Below are 24,701 nucleotides of genomic sequence, written 5' to 3'. Positions count from 1 at the left end.
TGAAGACGGAACTATATCGGATGCCGGTAAAGCAAAAGGAGACAAGGGCGATAAAGGTGATGACGGAAAGGGAATTACTTCTGCTGTTGTGGATCCCGCTACCGGAAATCTTATTATCACTTATGAAGACGGAACTATATCGGATGCCGGTAAAGCAAAAGGAGAAAATGGTGTTGCTGGGCCTGCAGGACCTCAAGGACCAATTGGAGAAACAGGTTTAACTGGACCGGCCGGACCTCAAGGGGCCATTGGAAAAACTGGAGCAACCGGACCTGCCGGATCTCAAGGACCTGTTGGACAAACTGGAGCAACCGGACCTGCCGGACCTCAAGGACCTGTTGGACAAACGGGTGTAGCAGGACCTGTCGGCCAAACTGGACCAGCTGGACCTGTCGGATCTCAAGGACCTATTGGACAAACAGGCTTAACTGGACCTGTCGGACCTCAAGGACCTGCTGGGCAAACTGGTTTAACTGGACCTCAAGGACCTGTCGGCCCAACTGGACCAGCTGGCTCAAACGCTACTGTTACTAAAGCAGATTTAAAAGGCACTAGTCCAATAACCGTTTCCGGCTCAGGAAAAGTAATAGACAGTGACCTGACAATTTCTATAATACAAAAAGACATTACAACAAATAACACCTCAGATATACTTCAGGTTACCGGTAAAGGTGCAACACTTGTAGATGCTAAGGTAAATTTAATTAAAGGAGACAACAATACTTTCTTAGCCACAGACGAAAATGGTATACTTAAGTGGGATGCTAACCCATGGCTAACCAAAGGTAATGTTGGAACCAATCGAAGCACACATTTTGTCGGAACAAAAGACAATAATGATTTAGTTTTTAAAAGAAATAATACCTTTAGTGGGCTATTAAATCTTACAAATACGGTGTTTGGTGTTGGCGCTAGTGAAGCATTAAATAGTGTGAATTTGGGCGCAGTTGCAGGAAACACAACAGCAGGAAACAGCGTCAATGTAGGGTACAATGCAGGTAGCAATGGAGGTGCAAACAGCGTTGCTCTTGGTTATAATTCCGGACAGGGAGGTAATAACAATGTGGCAGTAGGTCATCAAGCGTTATCCGAAAACACAAATAGTGGAGTTACTGCTGTAGGTATGGGAGCACTTTCCAAAAACAACTTTAACGACAATACAGCTGTTGGATATATGGCTTTAACAGCAAATACGTCAGGCTCAAATACAGCTGTAGGTTCTCAGGCTTTACAGACAAATACAACAGGAACAAGAAATGTAGCATTAGGGATTTTGGCACTTAGTAAAAACGATTTTTCCAGCTATAATACTGCAATTGGCTTTCAGTCGCTAATGAACAATGTAGGAAAGAGTGGTTCAGACAATGCAAATACTGCCGTTGGATGTAATACTCTTGCACTAAATTCAACTGGTAATTATAATGTTGCTCTGGGCGCATCTGCTCTATATAGTAATAATGGAAGTTACAACACTGCGCTCGGAGGTGGAGCACTTTATTATCATCAAACTGGAAACAACAACTCTGCAATTGGTTATCAGGCATTATATAATAGCGTGCAAGGCGCACAGAATAATACAGCCGTTGGTTCGAGTTCCCTTTTGAACATCTCAAAAACAGTAGCACTTGATAATACTGCATTAGGTTTTGAAAGTGGAAAAAATTATGGTCCAACATCATCCGGCGGAAATACTTCATCATCTCAATCTGTTTTCATAGGATCTCAATCCAGACCAATGGCTGATAATCAAACTAATCAGATTGTGATAGGATTTAATGCTGTTGGTAGAGGTTCAAATAGTGTACAGATAGGAAATAGTAGTATAAAAGATATTGGTGGCGCAGTTGGTTGGTCTATTGTGTCAGATGTACGTTTGAAAAAAGACATTTCCACTAGTCCTTTTGGTTTAAATTTCATTACCAAATTACGTCCAGTAACCTATTTTATGAAATCCGGACCAACCGATTTACAATCGGGATTTATAGCGCAGGAAGTTGAAGCTGCCGCAGATCAGATCAATTATAAATTTAATGGAATTGTTAAACCCCAGAATAATGAAGATTTCTACAGTTTAAGATATTCAGAATTTGTAGTTCCTCTTGTAAAAGCAGTTCAGGAACAACAATCTGTAATCGAAAACCTTCAAAATCAGGTGGAGCAACAGCAAAAAAGCATTGATCAATTAAAAGAACTTGTTCAAAAATTAATAGAAAATAAATAGTTTATTTAATTTACAAAATAGTTAAAAGCAAAGCCTAATTGTTATAAACAGTTAGGCTTTTGTATTATATAAATTCAGTAAAACTGTACAACCGTATCCGGGATGTGATTATTATTTCAAATTACAAGCAACACTCTTCACCAAAGATTGAAGCAAAAAAAAAGCACCAACCTTTCGATTGATGCTTTATGTATTGGAGTTGAAAAAAATTATTTTTTCTTTCCTTTTGCAGGAGCTTTTGCAGCTTTTGCAGCTTCCTGAGCAGCTTTCATAGCAGCACGAGAAATTCTTACCTGAGCAACAACTGTGTTCTCTGGGTGCATAATTTTGTATTCCGGCTTACCAACTTTAGTAACATATAATTTGTTACCCATTTCAAGTGGAGTAATATCAGCCTCAACAAAATCAGGAAGATTTGCCGGTAAAGCTTTAACTTTTAATTTACGAGTGTTTAGACGTAAAACACCACCCGCAAGAACACCTTTAGATGTACCTACAACTTTTACAGGAACTTCCATAGTGATTTCTTTATCATCAAATAATTGGAAGAAATCAATGTGTAAAATCTTGTCAGATACAGGGTGAACCTGAATATCCTGTAAAATTGCGTTGAATGATTTTCCTTTTCCAAGTTCGATCACAACTGTGTGAGCGTTTGGAGTGTAAACCAAGTTTTTGAATGCTGCAACATCCGCTGAAAAATGTACTGCCTGGTTTCCTCCGTATAAAACGCAAGGTACCTGTCCAGCATTACGTAAGGCTTTAGTTGACACTTTGCCCACGCTTTCTCTTTCTGATCCTTTAATTGTAATCGACTTCATTGTAAAAAAAATATAGTTATTAATAAATATTCAATTTTGCTTTAAGCTTTACGCCATAGGCTTAGGCTTTTTTTTCAGTAAGTATTAAGCTTATAGCTTAAAGCGTATTGCTCCTTACATTATAAATTTTCCACTGATGGAATTGTTGTGGTGAACCATCTGCATAACCTCAGCAAACAGAGGTGCACAGCTTACCACTTTTATTTTATTGGATTCTTTCTTCAACGGAATAGAATCGGTTACGATCAATTCTGTTAATTTCGAATTTTCAATTTTTTCATAGGCGCCACCAGATAAAATAGCATGTGTACAAATTGCTCTCACACTCAATGCTCCTTTTTCGATCATAAGGTCTGCAGCTTTAGCTAAAGTTCCTCCCGTATCGATCATGTCGTCTACTAATATTACATTACGTCCTTTAACTTCACCAATTAGCTCCATCGTGTCGATAATGTTGGCTGCTTTTCTTTGTTTGTAACAGATTACTACATCTGATTCTAAAAACTTAGAGTAAGCATATGCTCTTTTTGAACCTCCCATATCCGGAGATGCAATTGTCAGATTTTCTAATTTTAAACTTTCTACATATGGTAAAAAGATAGTAGATGCAAATAAATGATCTACCGGTTTTTCAAAGAATCCCTGAATTTGATCTGCGTGCAAATCCATTGTCATGATTCTGGTTGCTCCGGCAGCTGTTAATAGATTTGCTACTAACTTCGCTCCGATCGGAACTCTCGGTTTGTCTTTTCTATCCTGTCTTGCCCAACCAAAATAAGGCATTACAGCTGTAATATGTCTTGCCGATGCACGTTTTGCAGCATCAATCATTAACAACAATTCCATCAGATTATCTGCACTTGGAAAAGTAGAACATACAATAAATACTCGTAAACCTCTTATTGACTCTTCGTATGATGGCTGAAATTCTCCATCGCTATACGTTGACATCGTTACTTTTCCTAACGGAATACCGTATTGTGCAGCAATTTTTTCTGCAAGATAAACACTTTGTGAACAAGCAAAAATTTTAGCTTCTGGTTCTAGGTGCGACATTGTAATGTGTTGTTTTTGCTCCGTTGTACGCTGCACCATTTTTCTTTATCTTTTGAATAAAGCAAAATACGCATAATTACCTCGGATGTAGTTAGTTGTGTGTGCTTCGTTTTAACGAGGTGCAAATTTATAAAATTAATCGAACACTGACAGCAAAAAATTGAGATTTTTTAGTAGAACTTTTAATTTTATTTTTTACATTTGCACCGTGTTAAAGGAATGAGCACAGAAATGAATCATTCTATTGCGTTAAAATAACAGATTTATCTTTTATTTTTCGTCTGCTAAGCCCGGATGGCGGAATTGGTAGACGCGCTGGTCTCAAACACCTGTGGGAAACCGTGCCGGTTCGACTCCGGCTCCGGGTACAAAAACCTCTTCTTAACGGAAGAGGTTTTTTTGTTTTATTTTAAACCATATAAGCTATATAAGTAATTTTAAAATGGAGTTTGACAAAGTTTCTAAATGAACTTATCTCACTTATATGGTTAAATAACCTCACAGCTCGCATTATGCAAAACAGGAAAATTGCACGAATTAGCAATAAAACATAATTGATTTGCTTTTGTATGAAGTTCCACAGCCAGCTCAATTTTAGCTGAATCCGTAATTATAACTTTAGGATTTAATCGAACTTCTGTAAAACGACCGCTTCCGTCTGGATTTACTTCTAAAATTCCTTCAGCGTTATCTGAATATTCTAAAACTTCAATTCCGTTTTGACTGCAGACATACAAATAGGACATCATGTGGCAGGAAACCAAACTGCTCAACAACAAATCTTCTGGATTGTATAATTCAGGATCGCCTTTGAAAGCTTTTGCTGCGGATATATCCAAAACTGGTTTTCCTTCAATTTTGATTTTATGGGTTTTGCTATAGGATCTTTTTGTTGATTCCGTTTCATTTTTCCTAGAAGCCCAATTTAGCTGTGTTTTGAATAGATGTTTCATTTCGCTAAGTTAAGATTTTCTAAGCTTAAATGAATTAATCTCGCAAAGTCGCAGAGTCGCAAAGTTTTGTTTTGAGAACACAATTTACAAGATTAAAAAAAAAATTTATTTCACGCAGATTCTGCAGATTGTAGCAGATTTATTTGATTTTTAAATAATCGCGAGCATCTGCCTAAATCTTTTTAAAATCTGCGTGAACAAAAACTTTGCGACTTTGCGGGCAATTTCACTTCATAAAAAAACCTCGAAAGCATTACACTTTCGAGGTTTCTCAGAGAATTAGAACTAACTAAATAAGTTCTAAAAGAATTATTTTTGAACAGAAAACTTAAAAGTAGTTTTCGTTTTATAGTTTTCTCCCGGGTTTAAAACCGTTGTCGGGAAGTTTTTCTGATTGGGAGAATCCGGATAATGCTCTGTTTCTAAACAAAGTCCGGTTCTGTGTGCGTATGTTCCGCCTTTTGGCATTGGCAAAGTTCCGTCAAGGAAATTTCCAGAATAGAACTGAATTCCAGGTTCGTCTGTCGTCATTTCCATAACTCTTCCGCTGGCTGCGTGGTACACTTTTGCAATGATTGTCTTCCCTTTTTCAGGATTGTTCAAAACCCAGCAGTGATCGTAACCTTTTCCTCTTTCTAATTGTTCGTTTTTAACTGCAATGTCTTTTCCGATTAATTTTGGTTTTCTAAAATCGAAAGGCGTATTCGCAACATCTTCTAATTTTCCTGTCGGAATTAAAGTCGCATCAACCGGAACCAATTTATCTGCATTTAAAGTCAATTCGTGATCTAAGATTGTTTTGGTAAAATCTCCTGATAAATTGAAGTAAGAATGCTGCGTCAAATTCACAACCGTTTTCTTGTCTGTTGTTGCTTCATACAAAACTTCTAACTGATTGTCATTTGTCAAAGTATAGGTTACAAAAACCTGAAGATTTCCTGGATAACCTTCTTCCATATCTTTACTTAAATAAGACAATTTTAAAGTAGCTGTATCACCGGATTTTACCTCATCTGCTTTCCAAACCACGTTAAAATAACCTTGCGGACCTCCGTGTAAAGCATTTGGAGGATTGTTGATCGCTAATTGATATTCTTTTCCGTCAAGCGAAAATTTTCCTTTCGCAATTCTATTTCCGTATCTTCCGATCAAAGCGCCAAAAAACGGATTCTCTTTTTCGTATTGAGCCAAAGAATTAAAACCAATTACTACATTTTCTGACACACCTTTTTTATTTGGCACTTTTAAATTTGTAATTCGGCCTCCAAAGGTGATAATGTCCACTTCCATCCCATTTTGGTTTTTCAGTTTATAACTCTCTACTTTTTCGCCTTTGGCAGTAATTCCGTATTCTGATTTATCGATTGTAACCAATGCTTTTTCATCAGTTGCAACTTTTTCTGTATCAGCTTTTTTATCGTCTTTACATTGAACTGAAACTGCAGCCAGACTTAAAAGGCTTAGACCGAAAACACAACGTTTTAATGCATTCATAAATGATAGTTTTTTAAGTTAGTAAAGTCTTAAAGTCGAAAGTCTTAAAGCCTTTTCCTCAAAGTAACTAAAACTTTCCGACTTTATGACATTAGACTTTTGACTAATTATAGTCCGTGTTGAAACAAATGAAAATAAGCTTCATTGGCATTGATTTTATCTTTAAAGTCTCTTACCGTTGTTCTTTCATCAATTACTAATAATTCGATTCCTGCGATATCTGCGAAATCTTCCATATATTCTGTTGTGATTGACTGGCTGTAAACGGTATGATGAGCTCCTCCAGCTAAAATCCAGGCTGTTGCTGCAACTTCTAAATTTGGTTTACAATCCCAAAGTACACGTGCTACTGGTAATTTTGGCAACTCTGCCATTGGCTTAATCGCCGTAACTTCGTTCACAATCAAACGGAAACGAGTTCCCATATCTACCAAAGAAACATTGATTGCGTCACCTGCAGGTGAATTAAATACCAAACGAGCCGGATCTTCTTTTCCTCCAATTCCTAATGGATGTACTTCGCAAGAAGGTTTTCCGTCTGCAATTGACGGACAAATTTCTAACATGTGAGATCCTAAAACATATGATTTTTGTGGTGTAAAATGATACGTATAATCTTCCATGAAAGAAGTTCCGCCTTCTAAACCAATACACATTACTTTTAAAGCTCTTACCATTGCAGCAGTTTTCCAGTCTCCTTCACCGCCAAAACCATAACCATCGGCCATTAATCTTTGTGTTGCGATTCCTGGTAATTGTTTCCAAACGCCAAGATTTTCAAATGTATCGGTAAAAGCGCCGAATCCTCCTTCTTCAAGGAAAGCTCTTAAACCTAATTCGATTTTTGCTGCTTCTACTAATGAACTTCTTTGTGCGCCGCCTTCTTTTAAAGAATCAGTTAAATTGTATGATTGCTCATAAACGGCTAATAAATCATTCAATTCTTTGTCTGTTACTTTCTCAATATGTTTAGTAACATCTGAAGAATCATATCCGTTTACCGACATTCCGAAACGAATCTGAGCCTCCACTTTATCACCTTCCGTAACGGCAACTTCACGCATATTATCTCCAATACGAGCTACTTTTAGGTTTTGCAATTCATCCCAACCTAAAACGACTCTAGACCAGATTCCTAGTTGTTTTTGAACTCTCTGATCTTCCCAGTGTCCAACCACAACTTTACGTTTTTTGCGTAAACGAGACATGATGAAACCGAATTCACGATCTCCGTGAGCGGATTGGTTCAAGTTCATGAAATCCATGTCGATGCTTCCCCACGGAATTTCAGCATTGTATTGTGTATGTAAATGACATAATGGTTTTTTAAGGATATTCAATCCGCCAATCCACATTTTTGCTGGTGAAAAAGTGTGCATCCAGGCAATAATTCCGATACAGTTTTTCTCCGAATTCGCTGCTAAACAAACATCTAAAATCTGCGAAGGCGATTTTACCACATCTTTATAAACCACTTTTACTGGTATTGAAGACGAAGCGTCTAATCCTTTTGCGATAATCTGTGAATGTTCTGCTACTTTTCTTAGTGTTTCTTCACCGTATAATTCCTGGCTTCCTACTACAAACCATACTTCTTTCTGAGAAATGTCTATCATTTTTATTGTTTATTTTGTTTCAAGTTTCAGGTTTCAAGTTGCTGGAATCTGAAAAGCTTGAATTGTTATGTTATTATTTTTGTTTTTGTTTGTTTCAGGTTTCACGTTCCAACAACTTGAAACAAAAAAAACTTGAAACCTGAAACAAAAACTCTACTGTCCGTAATAAGAATCTTTTCCGTGTTTACGGTTGTAATGTTTTTTTATTAATGAATCTTTTAATCTTGGTGCGTTTGGGTTTATTTGTAAAGTCAGGTAGGCCATTTCTGCCACCACTTCCAGAACTTTACTGTTGTAAACCGCTTTTGCAGCATTTTTTCCCCAGGCAAACGGACCGTGATTTCCAATTAAAATCATTTCTACTTCTTCGTATGAAAGATTTTTTTCTTTGAAACAATCCAAAATCTGGATTCCGGTATTGTGCTCGTAGTTTCCTTCAATTAAAGAATCTGCCATTGGCGGCGCGCACGGAATATCAGCTGTTAAATGGTCTGCATGCGTTGTTCCGAAAATCGGAATATCCTGCTGTGATTGTGCCCAAGCCACAGAATAAGTTGCGTGTGTATGCGCAACGCCTCCAATGTTTGGCCAGTTTTTATACAAATAAGCATGCGTTTTAGTATCTGAAGACGGACGCATTGTTCCTTCGATAACATTATTATCAAAATCGACAATTACGATATCTTCGGGCTTTAAATCTTCGTACGGAACACCGCTTGGTTTAATGGCAAAAACACCATTTTTTCTATCCACAGCGCTTACGTTTCCGAAAGTATATACCACGAGATTCAATGCATTCAACTGCATATTTGCCTCGTAACATTCCTGTTTTAAATCTTTATAAAGAGAACTCATTTTGAGAAATTTTAATTGTTGGATCTGCGAAAGCGCTTAATTGTTCATACGCTAAAAGCAGTTTATGATAAGCTTCTACTTTATCTGTTTGAGGAAAATATTCTCCGTCAAAATCACTTCCGATTTTTTGGCTTGCTTCAATTACGTTTGGATAAATTCCGGCTGCAACAGCTGCGTAAATTGCTGCACCTAAAGCTGGAGTCTGGTCTGAAGCAGCAATTTTAATTGGCTTATTCAATACATTAGCCAAAGTCTGCATGATAAAAGGAGATTTACGAGCAACGCCTCCAATTCCGATTACGCTGTCGATTTTTACACCTTCTTCTTCAAAACGGTCTACGATTTTCTTTGCTCCAAAACAAATTGCGTTTACTAAAGCTTTAAAAATATGAGGCGCTTTTGTTCCTAAAGAAAGGTTTGAAATCGCGCTTTTTACTTCCTGATTGGCATCAGGAGTCCTGCGTCCGTTGATCCAGTCCAAAGCAATTGGAAGACTTTCAGAAACTGGAATTTTCTCTGCTTCTTTTGTCAATTCAACAATTAATTTATCGCTGAATTCTTCTCTTAATTGTTCTTTTTGAGTATCATTTAAAAGAGATGAAGCACCTAATAAATGTTCTGTCGGCCACATCAATAATTCTTTGTACCAAGCCAATAAATCACCAAAAGCAGATTGTCCGGCTTCTAAACCGATGAAGCCCGGAATTACAGAACCATCAACTTGTCCGCAGATACCGCGAACGGTTTTTGTTCCCACTTCATCATAAGAACCAACCAGTATATCACAAGTTGAAGTTCCCATAACACGAACCAAAGTATTCTCTTCGATTTTGGCTCCAACAGCTCCAGAATGCGCGTCAAAAGTTCCAACAGCAATTACAGTGTCGGTAGAAAGTCCTAAACGATCTGCCCATTCTTTGCTTAATTTTCCTGCTGATAAATCTGAGGTATAAGTCTCATCATATAAATTACCACGAAGCTGCGCTAAATATGGATGTAATTTTTCTAAGAATTCAACTGGTGGCAATCCGTTCCAGTCTGCGTGCCACATTGCTTTGTGTCCTGCGGCGCAACGGCTTCTTTTAAAAGTTTTTAAATCTTTATCATCGATTAATAAATACGTCATTAAATCGCAGTGCTCCATCCAGGTGTGAGCTGCATTTCTAACGGCTTCATCTTGTCTTGCAATGTGCAGGATTTTTGCCCAAAACCATTCCGAAGAATAAATTCCGCCTACATATTTTGTAACGTCTTCCCCGCTCCAGCTTACTGCCAGTTCGTTGATTTCGTTTGCTTCATTTATTGCGGTATGATCTTTCCATAAAACCATCATGGCATTTGGGTTTTCTTCAAAACCTTTTGTCAATGCCAATGGCGTTCCGTCTTTGGTAACAGGAACGGGAGAAGATCCTGTTGTATCGATACAGATTCCTTTTATCAAAGAAGGATCAACTTTACTTTCTTGTACAACATTTTGAATTGTAATTTCCAGTCCTTCAATATGATCCAAAGGATGCTGACGAAACTGGTTTATAGAGGCATCACAATATTGTTTGTTTTTCCATCTTTTGTAATGAGAAACATTCGATGCCAGCTCCTGTCCATTTTCAGCGTCAATAAGCACCGCGCGAACAGAATCTGTTCCGTAGTCCAATCCTATTACGTAATTTTTCATTTCTAAATTTAATTGGTTAATTATTTGACAAATATAAAAATTATAATTTTATAAGTGTACAAAAAACACTTAATTGAAATTGCATAATTCATTTTTACTAATAATGCATTAAAACAGCATTTTAGCTTTCAATCAAAAAATAAATGTTATCAATACAATTATTAGTTTGCGATTATTTCATCCTATAAATAAAACCTGATTTTCTAGTTCTGTTTTTTAGAATTAAATTCGATTATTTTCCTTCTAAAACTAAAACAGAGAATGGCGGAATTGTAATTTCGAGTTTTCCTTTTTTATTTTCAAAACCCTTAAAAGCAACCGGAACAATTTTATTCGGATTTTCGAAAGAATTATAATCCTGCAATTTTGCCGCAGTAATAATACTTCCGGTATAGTTTTTTGCTCCCAACGCTGCAACATCAATTTCGATTTTATTTTTATTTACTGCGTCAACATTAACGATAGAAATATGAATTAATCCGCTTTGGTCTTTTGAAGCTGAAGCCGATACAGCCGGAATGGTCTGCCCGTTAAAAGTATAAGACGGTGATTTAAAATCGAGTGGAATTAATTTGGCTTCCTGATGCACGCTGTACATTTTCATGACATGATAGGTTGGCGTCGTAATCATTTTGGCTTTATCGGTCAAAATTACAGCCTGAAGTACATTTACACATTGCGCCAGATTTGCCATCTTAACACGATCCGCATGATTATTAAAAATATTCAAAGTTGATCCGGCCAAAACTGCGTCACGCATGGTATTTTGCTGATATAAAAAGCCGGGATTTGTTCCTTGCTGAACATCGTACCAGCCTCCCCATTCGTCTACGATCATGGCAACTTTTTTCTCCGGATCATATTTATCCATAATTGCAGCATGTTTGGTAACCAATTCTTCCATTTTTAAAGCAGACTGCATCGTAAGGAAATATTCTTTTTCTGTAAAAGCAACATCAGATCCTTTTTTATTCCAGTCTATTACAGCATAATGATGCACACCAACACCACCCAGCATATTTAGCGGAATGTTTTTCATCAATGTTTCTGTCCAGTTATAATCTGAACTATTTGCCCCAGAGGCAATTCTTGTAATACCGCCGGTATTATTCCAATCGGACATAAAAGTGGCAAATTTGCGGTATTCATTAGCATAATAATCGGCTGTCATATTTCCTCCGCAACCCCATGCTTCATTTCCTATTCCCCAATATTTCACTTTCCATGGTTCGGTTCTTCCGTTTTTTTTACGCATGTCGCTCATCGGACTTTTACCTCCAAAATTGGTGTACTGTACCCAGTCCGCCAGTTCCTGAACAGTTCCGCTGCCGACATTTCCTGACAAATACGGTTCGGCACCCAAAAGCTCACACATATTCAGGAAATCATGTGTTCCAAAACTATTGTCTTCGGTAACGCCGCCCCACCACTGATTTACAATTGTCGGACGCTGTTGCTGTGGCCCCACTCCGTCTTTCCAGTGATACGTGTCGGCAAAACATCCGCCGGGCCATCTCAGATTAGGAATTTTTAAATCTTTAAGAGCTTTAATAATATCATTACGAACGCCCTTAGTATTCGGAATTTTGGAAGTGTCACCCACAAAAAAGCCGCCATAAATGCAGTGTCCCAAATGTTCTGCAAAATGCCCGTAAATGTGTTTACTAATAGTTGGTGCTTCGTTGTTTGTTTTAATGGAAATTGTTGTAGTTTGATTTTGAGAGAATCCAATCTGACAGGAAACTGCTAAAATCAAGGCTAAGAAAAGTGGTTTTTTCATAGGGATTATAGTTCGTTAATAAATAGGTTTAAGTGTGGTTTAGACATTTGTAAAAGTAGTTAAAAAATTAACTAATAGTCATTTTAACTATAATTAAAAATATATTTCTTAAGAATACCTTTAAAATAATTAGAAACCATTATTTAGAAATTTTGTTTAAATAGAAAACTTTCCCTTAAATTTGACCAATTTTAAAGCCCGAAAACAATTTATCCGCACCTTAATACTAAACAATAAAATTTCTGAATTCGCAACGAATACTTGTTAAGTGTAAATATTACATTAATAATTATGATACGATTTGAGAAGTTTATATATTTACCAACCAAATTAATAATATATGCTAAATAGTTATAGCTCTGCCGATAAAGTGTTACTGGCGGTTGACTGCATTATTTTCGGATTCGATAATGAAGGTTTAAAAATACTTTTAATTCAGAGGGATTTTGAACCTGAAAAAGGAAAGTGGTCTCTTATTGGAGGCTTTCTGAAACGTGACGAAGTTCTCGACACAGCGGCAGCAAGAATCTTAAATACTTATACCGGACTAAACGATATCTATATGGAGCAATTGTATGCTTACAGCGAAATCGATCGTGATCCTGTAGAACGAACAATTTCTGTTTCTTATTTTGCTTTAATTAATATTGAAAACCATAATGCAGAGCTAATCCAGAATTATCATGCAGAATGGTTCCCGATAAATGATGCGCCAAATTTAATTTTTGATCATAACGAAATGGTTAGAAACGCCATTAAAAGACTTCAGTATAAAACTTCAATTAAGCCAATTGGCTTTGAACTGCTTCCGGAAAAATTTACCATGCGACAGTTATTGGAATTATATGAAGCCATTTTAAGCAAAGAACTGGATAAACGAAATTTTATAAGCAAAATTAATTCGCTCGAAATATTAAATAAATTAGAAGAAAAAGATATGCAGTCTTCGCGAAAAGGCTCCTATTTATACACTTTTAACAAAGAAAAATACGAAGAGAAATTGTTAAATAATTTTGTATTGAATTTATAAAATATTTATTTTTTCTCTCGCAGATTTAGCAGATAAAGGAGTTTTTTTTGCTATTAAATCTGCCAGATCTCTAAATCTGCGGGAAAAAATTACAAAGAATTCCTTACTATAAGAGCAGATTTATTTTCTATCTGCTCTTTTTTTGTGCCTTTTAAAACCATGTCTGCCAAAATTTTTCCCATAAGTTCAAAATTGGTAGAAATGGTGGTAATGCCGTTTGCTGCAATTTTTTTAAGCGCCGTTTCATTGTACGATATAATTCCGAAATCCTCGCCTAGTCTTAAATTCTGGTGCATTCCGTTTTCTATTACCAAAAGTAAATCACGATCAGTCGGAATAATATATAAATCTCCCGGAGTTATGGATCTTTCTGTAAATTCTGGAATAATTTCAAACTCAAAATGGTATTCTCTGCAAAAAGATTCAAATCCCAGTTTCATTCCCGGAGGTTCCCGATATTCAGAAAAAATCAAAATCAGCTTCTTATATTTGGACAATCGGGATTTCCCTTTGAGCAAACCTTCGTAAATGTCTTTTTTATGATTTTGATACACTGCTGGAAACATTTTCAATTCAGAATTAGTCTGGTCCAAAATAATTACATCGTTTACTGGTAGGGTTTTTATAGAATCAACGATATCGTTTAAGTTTGTCGGCATAATTATATATTTAGTATAATTTCCGTTACTGTCATTAATGAGTTTTTTAAAAACGGGAACATTAAAATGATGGAAGAAAATATCGACCTGAATATTTTTCCCAATATTTTTCAAAAACGAATTATAAATATCTTCTTTAAAAATATTTAACTCATCAAAAAGTAAAAAAATCTTCTGAGTAATAGCAATTTCAACACTTTTAACATAATATCCCTTTCCTGGAATTGCATAAATAATCCCTCTTTTCTTCAATTCCTCATACGCCAAAAGTACGGTATCGCGCGATAATGAAAACGCCAGACAGACTTTATTTACCGAAGGAAGACGGTCGCCTTTCTGCAATTTTCCTTCTTCAATTGCCTTTTCTATTGAAAGAATTATCTGCTTATATTTTGGAAGACCAATATTATTTTGAATGGAAATAATGCTCATAAATAAAGTCATTTTGACTATTAAGATTAAAAACTGGTAGGTACTGGTATGCAAAAATAAGAAATGTTTCTATTTTTGAATTTCATTTTTGTTAAAAATAATATGGAAATAAAACATATATCGCATTTAAACGACCTTGATAATTGCAAATTATTTGGCATAATGCCAGATAAGCAAGAAATATTTTCATTGGAAATAGTTAATAAAAAAGGAATGAAAGTGCAGCTTATTAATTATGGCGCTACTGTTACCTCAATTAAAGTTCCTTTATATAATGGCGATTTAGTCGATGTTGTTTTAGGTTTTGATAATCTGGATTCATATTTAGAATCGTATAATTTGCCAAGTGCTCCCTATTTCGGAACTACTGTGGGACGTTATGCAGGACGCATCCATAATGGAACTTTTACCTTAAATGGAAAAACATTTCAGCTTGACGGAAATAACAACGGAAATACGCTCCACGGCGGTCCGATGGGATTTGGCAGAAAAGTCTGGAGTATCACAAATACAACTTCGGGCGAAAATCCATCAGTAACCTTTAGTCTTTTTAGTGAAGATTCAGACGAACATTTTCCCGGCGAAATGACAGTTCATTTAACTTATACCTTAACAGAACAAAATGAATTAAAATTGGAATACAAAGCCACTTCAACCGAAGATACTGTTATTAATTTAACACATCACAGTTATTTCAACCTCAACGGACACGATTCTAATGTTCTCGAACAGCAAATGTTTATCGAATCGGATAAAATGCTGGAAACGGATTCTGATAATATTCCAACAGGAAATTTTGTTGATTTAACGGATCATGATTTTGATTTTAGAACCCTAAAAAATTGTCCGTTTCCAATTGATAATTCTTTTGTGGTAAATTCCAAAACAGAAATTGTAGCGCAATTGTTCAGCACAAAAAACAATCTGAAAATGAATGTTTACACGGATCAGCCAAGTGTGCACATATATGTAGGCGGAAATTGTTTCGGAAAATTAATCGCAAAAGACAATGTTTCTTACCACGCCCAAAGCGGAATTTGTTTTGAAACCCAAAATTTTCCCGATGCTCCAAACCAGCCGGATTTTCCAAATTCAATTTTGAAAAAAGGCGAAACTTATGAGCAGAAAACAGTCTACCAATTTGAAAATCTGAATTAACTATATTCTCAAAACCAAAATTACACTAACCCTATAATGAATGCTACTTTAATACAAAATACGACCGCTTTTTTTGAGAAATCGTTTGGATCTTCTCCTGAAAAAACGGTTCTTTCGCCGGGAAGAATTAACATTATTGGCGAACATATCGACTATAATGACGGATATGTTTTACCGGCAGCAATAGACAAAGTTATTTGTTTTGCTTTCGCGAAAAGCAATTCGAAAACCTCAAAAGTGATCGCCATTGATTTGAATGAAGAATTCGAAATTGATCTGACTCAGGAAATAAAACTAAGCGATGTTGTCTGGACCAATTATATTCGTGGTGTAATCAAACAATTGCAGGACAACGGATTTGATTTTGAAGGTTTCCATTGTGTCTTCAGCAGTAATATTCCGGTTGGTTCTGGATTATCTTCTTCTGCAGCTTTAGAATGCGGAATGATTTTCGGAATTAAATCTCTTTTTGATTTAAAAATAGAGAAAAAAGACATTTCCTTATTAGGCCAAAAAGCAGAACACTGGGTGGGCATCAACTGCGGTATTATGGATCAGTTTTCTAGCGTTCATGGTCTGGAAAACAAAGTCATAAAACTGGACTGCAACACCTTGGACTTTGAATATCACAACGCCGACTTTAAAGATTATTCCCTGATTTTATTTGATTCTAATGTGAAACATTCGCTTTTTACATCAGAATATAATACCAGAAGACTGGAATGTGAGGAAGGTTTATCGATCATTAAAAATCATTTTCCTGAGATAAAAAGTTTCAGAGATGCTTCTGAAGAACAGGTTTTGAGTCTCAGAGACAAAATGAGCGGAAAGGTTTTTAACAGAGTTCACTTTGTGGTAAAAGAAATAAATCGTGTCATTAAGGCTTGCCAGGCTTTGGATGAAGGAAATATCGAACAGTTAGGGGAATTGCTTTTCGAAACACATTACGGATTATCTCAGGAATATGAAGTAAGCTGTGAAGAACTCGATATGCTGGTAGACACCGCAAAAGCGGATGACAATATTATTGGTTCCCGACTTATGGGAGGCGGTTTTGGCGGATGCACCATTAATTTAGTCAAAAAAGGAAATGAAAATGAGGTTAAACGTACGTTTTCGAAACTTTATTTAGATACATTTGGAATTGAATTAAAATTCTATGATGTAAAAATCTCAAACGGAACAACACTACTTTAATACCACAACACATTACAATGAAAAATTTTGACATTAATGAAGATCCGCACAGACGTTTCAACCCTTTAATTAACGAATGGGTTTTGGTTTCTCCTCACCGTTCAAAAAGACCGTGGCAAGGACAAAATGAAGTAATTTCTACAGAAGAGCTTCCTAAATACGACCCAACTTGTTATTTGTGCCCCGGAAATGTTCGTGCAAACGGAGTAAATAACCCTGATTATCAAAACAGTTTTGTTTTTGAAAATGATTTTGCCGCCATGAAACAGGACGAAATTATTTTTGAAGATGATATTAAACATACTTTCTTTAAGGCAAAACCGGAACAGGGAATTTCAAGAGTGGTATGTTTTTCGCCAAGACACGATCTGACGTTGCCTGAAATGGAAATTGCAGACATTGAAAATATCATTAAAACCTGGCAGAAAGAATACACTGATTTAGGGAATATAAAATACATTAATCACGTTCAGATTTTCGAAAATAAAGGCAGCGTAATGGGTTGCAGCAATCCGCATCCTCATGGACAAATCTGGGCGCAGTCTTCGCTTCCAACACAGGTCGAAAAAACACAAAACAGCTTAAAATCCTATTACGATAAAAACCAGAAAACGCTTTTGGAAGATTACGTAAAAGCAGAGTTAAAAGCCGGAGAAAGAATTGTGATTGAAAACGATCACTTTGTAGCTCTGGTTCCATTTTGGGCAATCTGGCCGTATGAAACAATGATTGTAAGCAAGAGAGCGGTAAATAAAATAACCAATTTTACTGCCGAAGAAAGCACTGCTTTTGCTACAATTTTAAAACAGCTAACGACTAAATACGACAATTTATTTAATACCTCATTTCCGTATTCATCCGGAATTCATCAGTCGCCAACCGATGGATTTCAACATCCGGAATGGCATTTCCACATGCATTTTTACCCGCCATTATTAAGATCGGCAACGGTGAAAAAATTTATGGTCGGTTACGAAATGTTAGGAGAATCGCAGCGCGATATTACTCCGGAAAAAAGTGCCGAAATTTTAAGACAGTTGTCTGATGTTCATTATAAAACTTTGGTAAAAGCTTAAAATCGAGATTTGTCTAAAGTCGGAAAACTAAAAATTTAACACAATATCCAGATTATAAATGTAAAAAACACATTTGCTGATGACTGTTTTCTAATTTTTTATTTTACATTTGGCTTCCACTTTTATTTTGATAAAAAAATAACACAAAATAAACACATCTTTCATTTTTAAGGAGATGATGCAACATAAAAAACAATTTTAAACCAAATAAACAAATTTACTCTTATAATAATTATCTAAAATACTACTAACAATGAACCAGAACCTCGCTTTCGCAGATTATGCGGTTTTTATTATTTATTTCATCGTAGTTTCGGTCTACGGTTACACCGTTTATCGCAAACGAAAACAAGACGAACAAGATGCCAAAGCTTACTTCCTTGCCGAAGGAAACTTAACCTGGTGGGCTATTGGAGCTTCTTTAATTGCATCTAATATCTCAGCAGAACAATTCATCGGAATGAGTGGTGAAGGTTTCTTTTTAGGAATTGCCGTTGCGGCTTACGAGTGGCTTGCTGCTGTAGCACTTATTATTGTGGCAGTTTGGTTTATTCCTGTTTATCTTAAAAATAAGATTTACACAATGCCGCAATTCTTAAAAACACGTTATAATGAATCTACGGCGTTAATTATGGCGGTTTTCTGGTTGTTTCTGTACGTTTTTGTAAACTTAACTTCGATCCTTTATTTGGGAGCCGTTGCTATTAACGGACTTGCCGGAGGTGAATATCTTCATGTAATTATGGTAGGTCTGGCTGTTTTTGCCTTATTCATTTCTCTTGGAGGAATGAAGGTTGTGGCTTACACAGACGTAATTCAGGTTGCGGTTTTAATTATCGGAGGTTTGGTAACTTCTTATATTGCTTTAACTACTGTTGGACAGTATTTTGGAGTGGGAGAAAATGCAATTGCAGGTTTCAAAGTTTTAATGAAAGAAGCTCCTGAGCATTTTAAAATGATTATTCCAAAACCTACTGCGACTTCTTCTCAATTAGAAATCGATAAATATTTGACTTTCCCGGGCTTGATGTCTTACCTTGCCGGTATCTGGATCATCAACTTAAACTATTGGGGATGTAACCAATACATTACGCAAAGAGCTCTTGGTGCAGATTTACAAACTGCACGTACAGGTATTTTATTTGCCGGTATGCTAAAATTATTAATGCCGCTTATTGTAATGCTTCCGGGTATTGCAGCTTATGTATTATACGAAAACGGACACCTTCCTCAATTGGTTGGAGGAAAAGACGGTGCTTATTCTGCAGTATTAACTTTCTTGCCAACAGGTTTAAAAGGACTTTCTGTTGCCGCTTTAACTGCTGCAATTGTAGCTTCTCTGGCCGGAAAAGTAAACAGTATCTCGACAATCTACACTTTAGATATTCATAAAAAATACATTCAGAAAGAAGCGGGCGAAAAACAACAGGTAAATATTGGTCGTATTGCCGTTTTTGCTGCGATGCTTTTAGCAGTTTTATTTACATGGAATGACATCTTAGGAATTGGCGGTGTTGGTGGATTTACTTATATCCAGAAATACACAGGATTTATCAGTCCGGGAGTTTTTGCCATGTTCTTCTTAGGTATGTTCTGGAAAAGAACGACAGGAGCTGCGGCAATCGTAGGTGTAATTTTAGGATTCGTACTATCTGTACTTTTCAACGAATATGCTCCTGCATTGTTTGGACCTGACACACTTTTATATACAGCTTACCCTAACGGAAAAGGAGCTTACGAAATTCCGTTTCATATCTGTATGGGATTATCATTCTTCTTCACTATGTTAGTGATGATTTTGATGAGTTTTGCCGGACCAAAAGTAAACCCTAAAGCATTCGAGACTGAGCCTGGAATGTTCAAGGTAAAACCACAAACTACGGTTTTAATTGTAATTACATTATTAATTATCGTAGCGCTTTACGTTAAGTTCTGGTAATAAATTATCAGTTCTATTCTCTCTATTTTTACAGCTGTTGTTTGTCATGAACAACAGCTGTAAATTTTTAAAAGAGATGTTGCGTAGAAAATATATGCCACAGATTTAAAGGATTAAAATGATTTTCATCTGCTTTGTCAGGCTGAGCGAAGTCGAAGCCCACGTCCAATTGGAGCGCCCTTCGACTTCGCTCAGGGTGACAATCTAATTCATAAATCCTTCAATCATTGTAATCTGTGGCAATAAAAAATAAAAGTATTTAAATTAAAATAAAAATCATGCAGTTATCATTAACCCAAAAAATCATTATCGTTACCGGAGGCGCAAAAGGAATCGGTTTAGGAATTTGTAAAGTTTTAGCCGAAGAAAATGCAATTCCGTTTATCGTTGGACGTAACGAAAATGACAACATCAAAGCCGTAGAAGAATTAAAAGCCATTGGAAAAGAATCACATCAGGTTGTTGCCGATTTAACAAAACCTGAAGACTGCAAAAAAGCTGTTGAAGCCGTAATTACAAAATTCGGAAGAATTGACGGATTGGTAAACAATGCGGGAGTGAATGACGGCGTTGGATTAGAAAATGGAAATTACGAAGATTTCGCTGCTTCACTTCACAAAAATTTAGTGCATTATTATTTAATGGCGCAACACGCACTTCCCTATCTAAAAGAATCAAAAGGGGCAATCGTAAACATCGGTTCTAAAACTGCCGAAACCGGACAGGGCGGGACCTCAGCGTATGCTGCTTCAAATGGCGGACGAAATGCCTTAACCAGAGAATGGGCGGTCGAATTGTTGAAATACAGCATCCGTGTAAACGCGGTAATTGTTGCAGAATGTTACACGCCGCTTTACGAAACCTGGATTAATACTTTTGAAAACAAGGAAGAAAAACTGGCATCAATTACCCAAAATATTCCTTTAGAAAACAGAATGACAACGGCAGAAGAAATTGCCAATATGGTCGTTTTTCTTTTATCTGAAAAATCAAGTCACACCACCGGTCAGCTTATTTATGTTGATGGTGGTTATACGCATTTGGATCGATCTATTTAATTTTTTCAGCCCCGAATTCACGAATTTTTTCTACAATTTGTAAATTAAAAATTCGTGAATTCGTGGCAAATCTTTTTCAAACCAAAGCATTGCTCTTAAACTCCGTTGGCGTTATTCCCTTGCACTTTTTAAAAAGTTTATTAAAATTGGATGCCGTTCTGTATCCGCATTCATACGCAATCTCAGACATACTTTTATCTGTTTCCAACAGCAATTTACAGGCATTAGAAATTCGGATTTCATGCAGGTAATCCATGAAATTTTTCTTGGTTTTGATTTTAAACATTCTGCAGAAAGACGTCGGTGTCATATTCGCGACGGCGGCAATTTCGCTTAAAGCGATATTTCGTTTGTAATTTTTATTCACATATTGAAAAACCTCCGAAATGCGATCTGTTTTGGAATTCTTTTGCATTAACGAATAAATTTCGTCGTTAATATAAATCTTATCCTGGCTATCAGACAAAATCGATAATATTTCAAAAAGTCCGACAATAACTTCAAAATCTTTTTTGGCAACTAATTTTTCCAGTTTTTTGGCAATTTGTTTATTCGTTTTTCCGATAATCGAAATCCCTTTCCCTGCCTGAACAAAAAGCTCGTTTATTTTCTGTGTTTCCTGCAATTCATAAAATGCAGATCCGAAAATATCTTTGTTGAAATAAACCACAATCGAGTTGGCTTTTAAATCTGCAATTCCCTCGTAATACTTTTCGTCATTCAGCCATACATGCGGAATATCCGAACCTAGAAAAACCATATCACCAGGCTCAAATGGCATAACCGAATTTCCGATAATACGTTTTCCGAAACTCTCTTTCACATACACCAATTCTAATTCGGGATGCGAATGAAAAGGCGATTGGAAAAAAGGTTCTATACGATTGAGTACCGAAACTTTAGTGTTGAGATAAGGTGTTATTTTGGTTTGCTCCAACTTCATATCACAAAGATAATAAAAGATTAGACAATGATAATATTAGGCTAATAGTCAATACTTAAAAAAACTACTTTTATTTTTCGTTTACTGCCCAAATTTTATAGAGAATCAAGGGTTTAAATTGATTTTCAAATTAAAAAAGTAACGAAACAAAAAAGAAAAAAAACAACACCAATGTCTGAGAATAACACAAAAAAACTGGTTGTAAAACTACATCCGGACGATAATGTTTTGGTTGCCCTTACCGATCTTCAAAAGGGAGAAACCATTCATTTTGAAAACGAAAACTACGTTTTAAAAGACCTCATCAAAGCCAAACATAAATTCTACATGCAGGATATGAAGCAGGGAGAAGAGGTAAATATGTACGGTGTTTTGGTTGGAAAAGTACAGTTTGATGTAGCGAAAGGTAGCCTGATGACAACTGAAAATCTTAAACATGCGGCAGATCCGTATGCCTACAGAAATGCTTCTTACGAATGGAATGCGCCTGATGTTTCTAAATTTGAAAACAGAACTTTTAAAGGCTATAAAAGAAAAGACGGACGCGTAGGAACGGCCAATTACTGGCTTTTTGTTCCGACTGTTTTTTGTGAAAACAGAAATCTTGACGTTATCAAAGAAGCTTTACACAAGCAATTGGGCTATGCAGTAACCGACAAATACAATCAGTTTACGTCTGAATTATTAGAAGGTTATCTGAATGGAAATGATATTAACGATATCAATATTGAATTGAATCCGACGCCAAAAAACAAACGTGTTTTTGAAAATGTAGACGGAATTAAATTCTTAAATCACCAGGGCGGCTGCGGGGGAACACGTCAGGACGCTTCTACTTTGAGTGCTCTACTAGCTTCTTATGCCAATCATCCAAATGTGGGCGGGATTACTTTATTAAGTTTAGGATGCCAGCATTTGCAAGTTCAGGATTTTGTAAATGATGTAAAAAGACAAAATCCGGAATTTGACAAACCGTTGTTTATTTTTGAACAACAACAAACGGAAAGCGAAGAAGTTCTGATTACAAATGCCATCAAAAAAACTTTTGAAGGTTTAATCGAAATCAATAAATACGAAAGAACCGACGCACCTTTAAGCGATTTATGCATTGGCGTTAAATGCGGCGGAAGCGATGGTTTCAGCGGTGTTTCCGCAAATCCTGCTGTAGGTTATACTTCTGATTTAGTTGTCGCTTTAGGCGGAAAAATTCTTTTGGCCGAGTTTCCGGAATTATGTGGCGCCGAGCAAAATTTGATCGACAGATGTGTGACCGAAGATAAAGCAAGAAAGTTTATCGACTTAATGGAATCTTACGACGAACTGGCTCATAAAGTAGGTTCAGGTTTCCACATGAATCCTTCTCCGGGAAATATCAAGGACGGTTTAATTACAGATGCAATCAAAAGTGCGGGTGCAGCAAAAAAAGGCGGTACTTCTCCCGTAATTGATGTTTTAGATTATACCGAATTGGTAACAAAACCAGGATTAAGTTTGGTTTGTACACCAGGAAATGATGTGGAAGCAACGACAGGAAAAGCGGCTTCCGGAGCTACTTTAATTTTGTTTACAACTGGATTAGGAACGCCAACCGGAAATCCGGTTTGTCCGGTAATTAAAGTAGCAACGAATTCTGTTCTTGCAACAAGAATGAAAGACATTATCGATATTGACTGCGGACCAATCATCAGCGGTGAAAAATCTATTGAAGAAATGGGCGAGGAAATTTTAGAATATTGTATCAAAGCGGCGAGCGGCGAAATTATTCCGAAAGCAGTACAATTAAATCAGGACGATTTTATTCCGTGGAAACGTGGCGTATCTTTATAACATTTTCCAAATTAAAATAACTTACTAACACATATACTATGTTTTCATTACAAAATAAAAAAGCGGTGATAACCGGCGGCGGAAGCGGAATCGGAAGAGCGATTTCTGTACTTTTTGCTAAACAAGGCGCTGAAGTTCACATTTTAGAACTGACTGAAGAATCTGCAAAAGAAACTATTGAAGAAATAAAATCAAACGGCGGAACTGTTTTTGCTCACGCCTGCGACGTTTCGAATCACGAACAAGTGAAGTCAACTTTCGAAAAAATTGGGAATATCCACATTCTGGTAAACAATGCCGGAATTGCCCATGTTGGAAAAGTAGACACCACTTCTGAATCTGATTTTGACAGAATTATGAATGTAAACGTAAAAGGGGTTTACAACTGTCTTCACGCTTCTATTCCTGCTTTAAAAAGTTCAGGCGGCGGAGTAATCCTGAATTTGGCTTCTATTGCATGCTGGGTGGGTATTCCGGATCGTTTTGCTTATTCTACAGCAAAAGGCGCGGTTATGGCAATGACTTTGTCGGTTGCCAAAGATTATCTGAATGATAAAATTAGATGTAATTCTATTTCGCCGGCGAGAGTTCACACGCCATTTGTTGATGGATTTATTTCTAAAAATTATCCGGGGAAAGAAGAAGAAATCTTCGAAAAACTTTCCCAGTCACAGCCAATCGGCCGTATGGGAAAACCGGAAGAAATTGCGACTTTGGCATTATTTTTATGCAGCGACGAATCGTCTTTCATCACAGGTTCTGATTACCCAATTGATGGCGGATTTATTAAATTGAATAACTAAAAAAATAGCCACGAATTCACGAATTTTTACAAATTATAATTGGTGAAATTCTAACTGATTTTTTTTACGCAGATTTCACGAATAATTAAAATAAAAATTCGTGAATTC

General features: G+C 36.4%; 19 protein-coding genes and 1 tRNA gene. 10 read left to right on the top strand and 10 right to left on the bottom strand.

Annotation, left to right across the window (positions count from 1 at the left end; all coding sequences use genetic code 11):
* Positions 1-2,221: tail fiber domain-containing protein (locus ABEB31_RS10520; RefSeq protein ID WP_347051594.1), on the top strand; the 2,221-nt coding region annotated here is incomplete at its 5' end.
* 209 nt (positions 2,222-2,430) lie between these two features.
* Here ABEB31_RS10520 and ABEB31_RS10515 read toward each other — a convergent pair.
* Together ABEB31_RS10515 and ABEB31_RS10510 are read right to left on the bottom strand one after the other, a co-directional pair.
* The gene (locus ABEB31_RS10515) at positions 2,431-3,042 is read right to left on the bottom strand and encodes a 50S ribosomal protein L25/general stress protein Ctc (RefSeq protein WP_347051593.1); all 612 of its coding nucleotides are present in this window, start codon (positions 3,040-3,042) and stop codon (positions 2,431-2,433) included.
* A 114-nt stretch (positions 3,043-3,156) separates the two neighbouring features.
* Positions 3,157-4,098: a ribose-phosphate pyrophosphokinase gene (locus ABEB31_RS10510; protein WP_347051674.1), complete on the bottom strand. Its 942-nt coding sequence runs from the start codon at positions 4,096-4,098 to the stop codon at positions 3,157-3,159.
* Positions 4,099-4,386: 288 nt separating this feature from the next.
* Between ABEB31_RS10510 and ABEB31_RS10505 the strand changes: the two genes are divergently transcribed.
* Positions 4,387-4,466 (top strand) — tRNA-Leu (locus ABEB31_RS10505).
* Between the two features lie 120 nt (positions 4,467-4,586).
* On the opposite strand, the gene ABEB31_RS10500 is transcribed toward ABEB31_RS10505, so the two are convergent.
* From ABEB31_RS10500 to ABEB31_RS10475, 6 genes are all read right to left on the bottom strand, one after another.
* The gene (locus tag ABEB31_RS10500) at positions 4,587-5,051 is read right to left on the bottom strand and encodes an OsmC family protein (RefSeq protein ID WP_347051592.1); all 465 of its coding nucleotides are present in this window, start codon (positions 5,049-5,051) and stop codon (positions 4,587-4,589) included.
* 309 nt (positions 5,052-5,360) lie between these two features.
* Positions 5,361-6,545, bottom strand: a complete 1,185-nt coding sequence (locus ABEB31_RS10495; protein WP_347051591.1) for an aldose epimerase family protein — start codon at positions 6,543-6,545, stop codon at positions 5,361-5,363.
* Positions 6,546-6,652: 107 nt separating this feature from the next.
* Positions 6,653-8,161 (bottom strand): L-arabinose isomerase, encoded by a 1,509-nt coding sequence (gene araA, locus ABEB31_RS10490; RefSeq protein WP_347051590.1) that lies wholly within the window; start codon positions 8,159-8,161, stop codon positions 6,653-6,655.
* Between the two features lie 153 nt (positions 8,162-8,314).
* Positions 8,315-9,016, bottom strand: coding sequence for an L-ribulose-5-phosphate 4-epimerase (locus ABEB31_RS10485; RefSeq protein ID WP_026982501.1), 702 nt, complete (start codon positions 9,014-9,016; stop codon positions 8,315-8,317).
* A complete protein-coding gene (locus ABEB31_RS10480) occupies positions 9,000-10,691 on the bottom strand; it encodes a ribulokinase (protein WP_347051589.1) in 1,692 nt (563 codons plus the stop codon). The genes ABEB31_RS10485 and ABEB31_RS10480 overlap by 17 nt, the downstream gene beginning before the upstream one ends.
* A gap of 232 nt (positions 10,692-10,923) precedes the next feature.
* On the bottom strand, positions 10,924-12,471 hold the full coding sequence (locus ABEB31_RS10475; protein ID WP_347051588.1) for an alpha-N-arabinofuranosidase: 1,548 nt from the start codon (positions 12,469-12,471) through the stop codon (positions 10,924-10,926).
* Between the two features lie 340 nt (positions 12,472-12,811).
* Here ABEB31_RS10475 and ABEB31_RS10470 point away from each other — a divergent pair, with 340 nt between their 5' ends.
* A complete protein-coding gene (locus ABEB31_RS10470) occupies positions 12,812-13,501 on the top strand; it encodes an NUDIX hydrolase (RefSeq protein ID WP_347051587.1) in 690 nt (229 codons plus the stop codon).
* A gap of 89 nt (positions 13,502-13,590) precedes the next feature.
* Here the strand turns inward: ABEB31_RS10470 and ABEB31_RS10465 are convergent, their stop codons facing one another.
* The gene (locus ABEB31_RS10465; protein WP_347051586.1) at positions 13,591-14,592 is read right to left on the bottom strand and encodes a GntR family transcriptional regulator; all 1,002 of its coding nucleotides are present in this window, start codon (positions 14,590-14,592) and stop codon (positions 13,591-13,593) included.
* 162 nt (positions 14,593-14,754) lie between these two features.
* Here ABEB31_RS10465 and ABEB31_RS10460 point away from each other — a divergent pair, with 162 nt between their 5' ends.
* From ABEB31_RS10460 to ABEB31_RS10440, 5 genes are all read left to right on the top strand, one after another.
* On the top strand, positions 14,755-15,750 hold the full coding sequence (locus tag ABEB31_RS10460; protein ID WP_347051585.1) for an aldose epimerase family protein: 996 nt from the start codon (positions 14,755-14,757) through the stop codon (positions 15,748-15,750).
* 36 nt (positions 15,751-15,786) lie between these two features.
* The gene (gene galK, locus ABEB31_RS10455) at positions 15,787-16,947 is read left to right on the top strand and encodes a galactokinase (protein ID WP_347051584.1); all 1,161 of its coding nucleotides are present in this window, start codon (positions 15,787-15,789) and stop codon (positions 16,945-16,947) included.
* A gap of 17 nt (positions 16,948-16,964) precedes the next feature.
* Positions 16,965-18,023, top strand: a complete 1,059-nt coding sequence (locus tag ABEB31_RS10450; protein ID WP_347051583.1) for a UDP-glucose--hexose-1-phosphate uridylyltransferase — start codon at positions 16,965-16,967, stop codon at positions 18,021-18,023.
* A gap of 253 nt (positions 18,024-18,276) precedes the next feature.
* A complete protein-coding gene (locus tag ABEB31_RS10445; RefSeq protein ID WP_347051582.1) occupies positions 18,277-19,962 on the top strand; it encodes a sodium/sugar symporter in 1,686 nt (561 codons plus the stop codon).
* Between the two features lie 278 nt (positions 19,963-20,240).
* Positions 20,241-21,020: an L-fucose dehydrogenase gene (locus ABEB31_RS10440; RefSeq protein ID WP_347051581.1), complete on the top strand. Its 780-nt coding sequence runs from the start codon at positions 20,241-20,243 to the stop codon at positions 21,018-21,020.
* A 76-nt stretch (positions 21,021-21,096) separates the two neighbouring features.
* Here ABEB31_RS10440 and ABEB31_RS10435 read toward each other — a convergent pair whose 3' ends face one another.
* A complete protein-coding gene (locus tag ABEB31_RS10435; protein WP_347051580.1) occupies positions 21,097-21,963 on the bottom strand; it encodes an AraC family transcriptional regulator in 867 nt (288 codons plus the stop codon).
* Positions 21,964-22,134: 171 nt separating this feature from the next.
* On the opposite strand from ABEB31_RS10435, the gene ABEB31_RS10430 reads away from it, so the two are divergent.
* On the top strand, positions 22,135-23,790 hold the full coding sequence (locus tag ABEB31_RS10430; RefSeq protein WP_347051579.1) for a UxaA family hydrolase: 1,656 nt from the start codon (positions 22,135-22,137) through the stop codon (positions 23,788-23,790).
* Positions 23,791-23,828: 38 nt separating this feature from the next.
* Positions 23,829-24,593, top strand: coding sequence for an SDR family NAD(P)-dependent oxidoreductase (locus ABEB31_RS10425; protein WP_347051578.1), 765 nt, complete (start codon positions 23,829-23,831; stop codon positions 24,591-24,593).
* Positions 24,594-24,701: the final 108 nt, after the last annotated feature.

The sequence above is a fragment of the Flavobacterium olei genome, assembly GCF_039749035.1.
Classification (GTDB): Bacteria; Bacteroidota; Bacteroidia; order Flavobacteriales; family Flavobacteriaceae; genus Flavobacterium; species Flavobacterium olei.
This window is presented reverse-complemented; position numbering and strand designations above follow the sequence as displayed.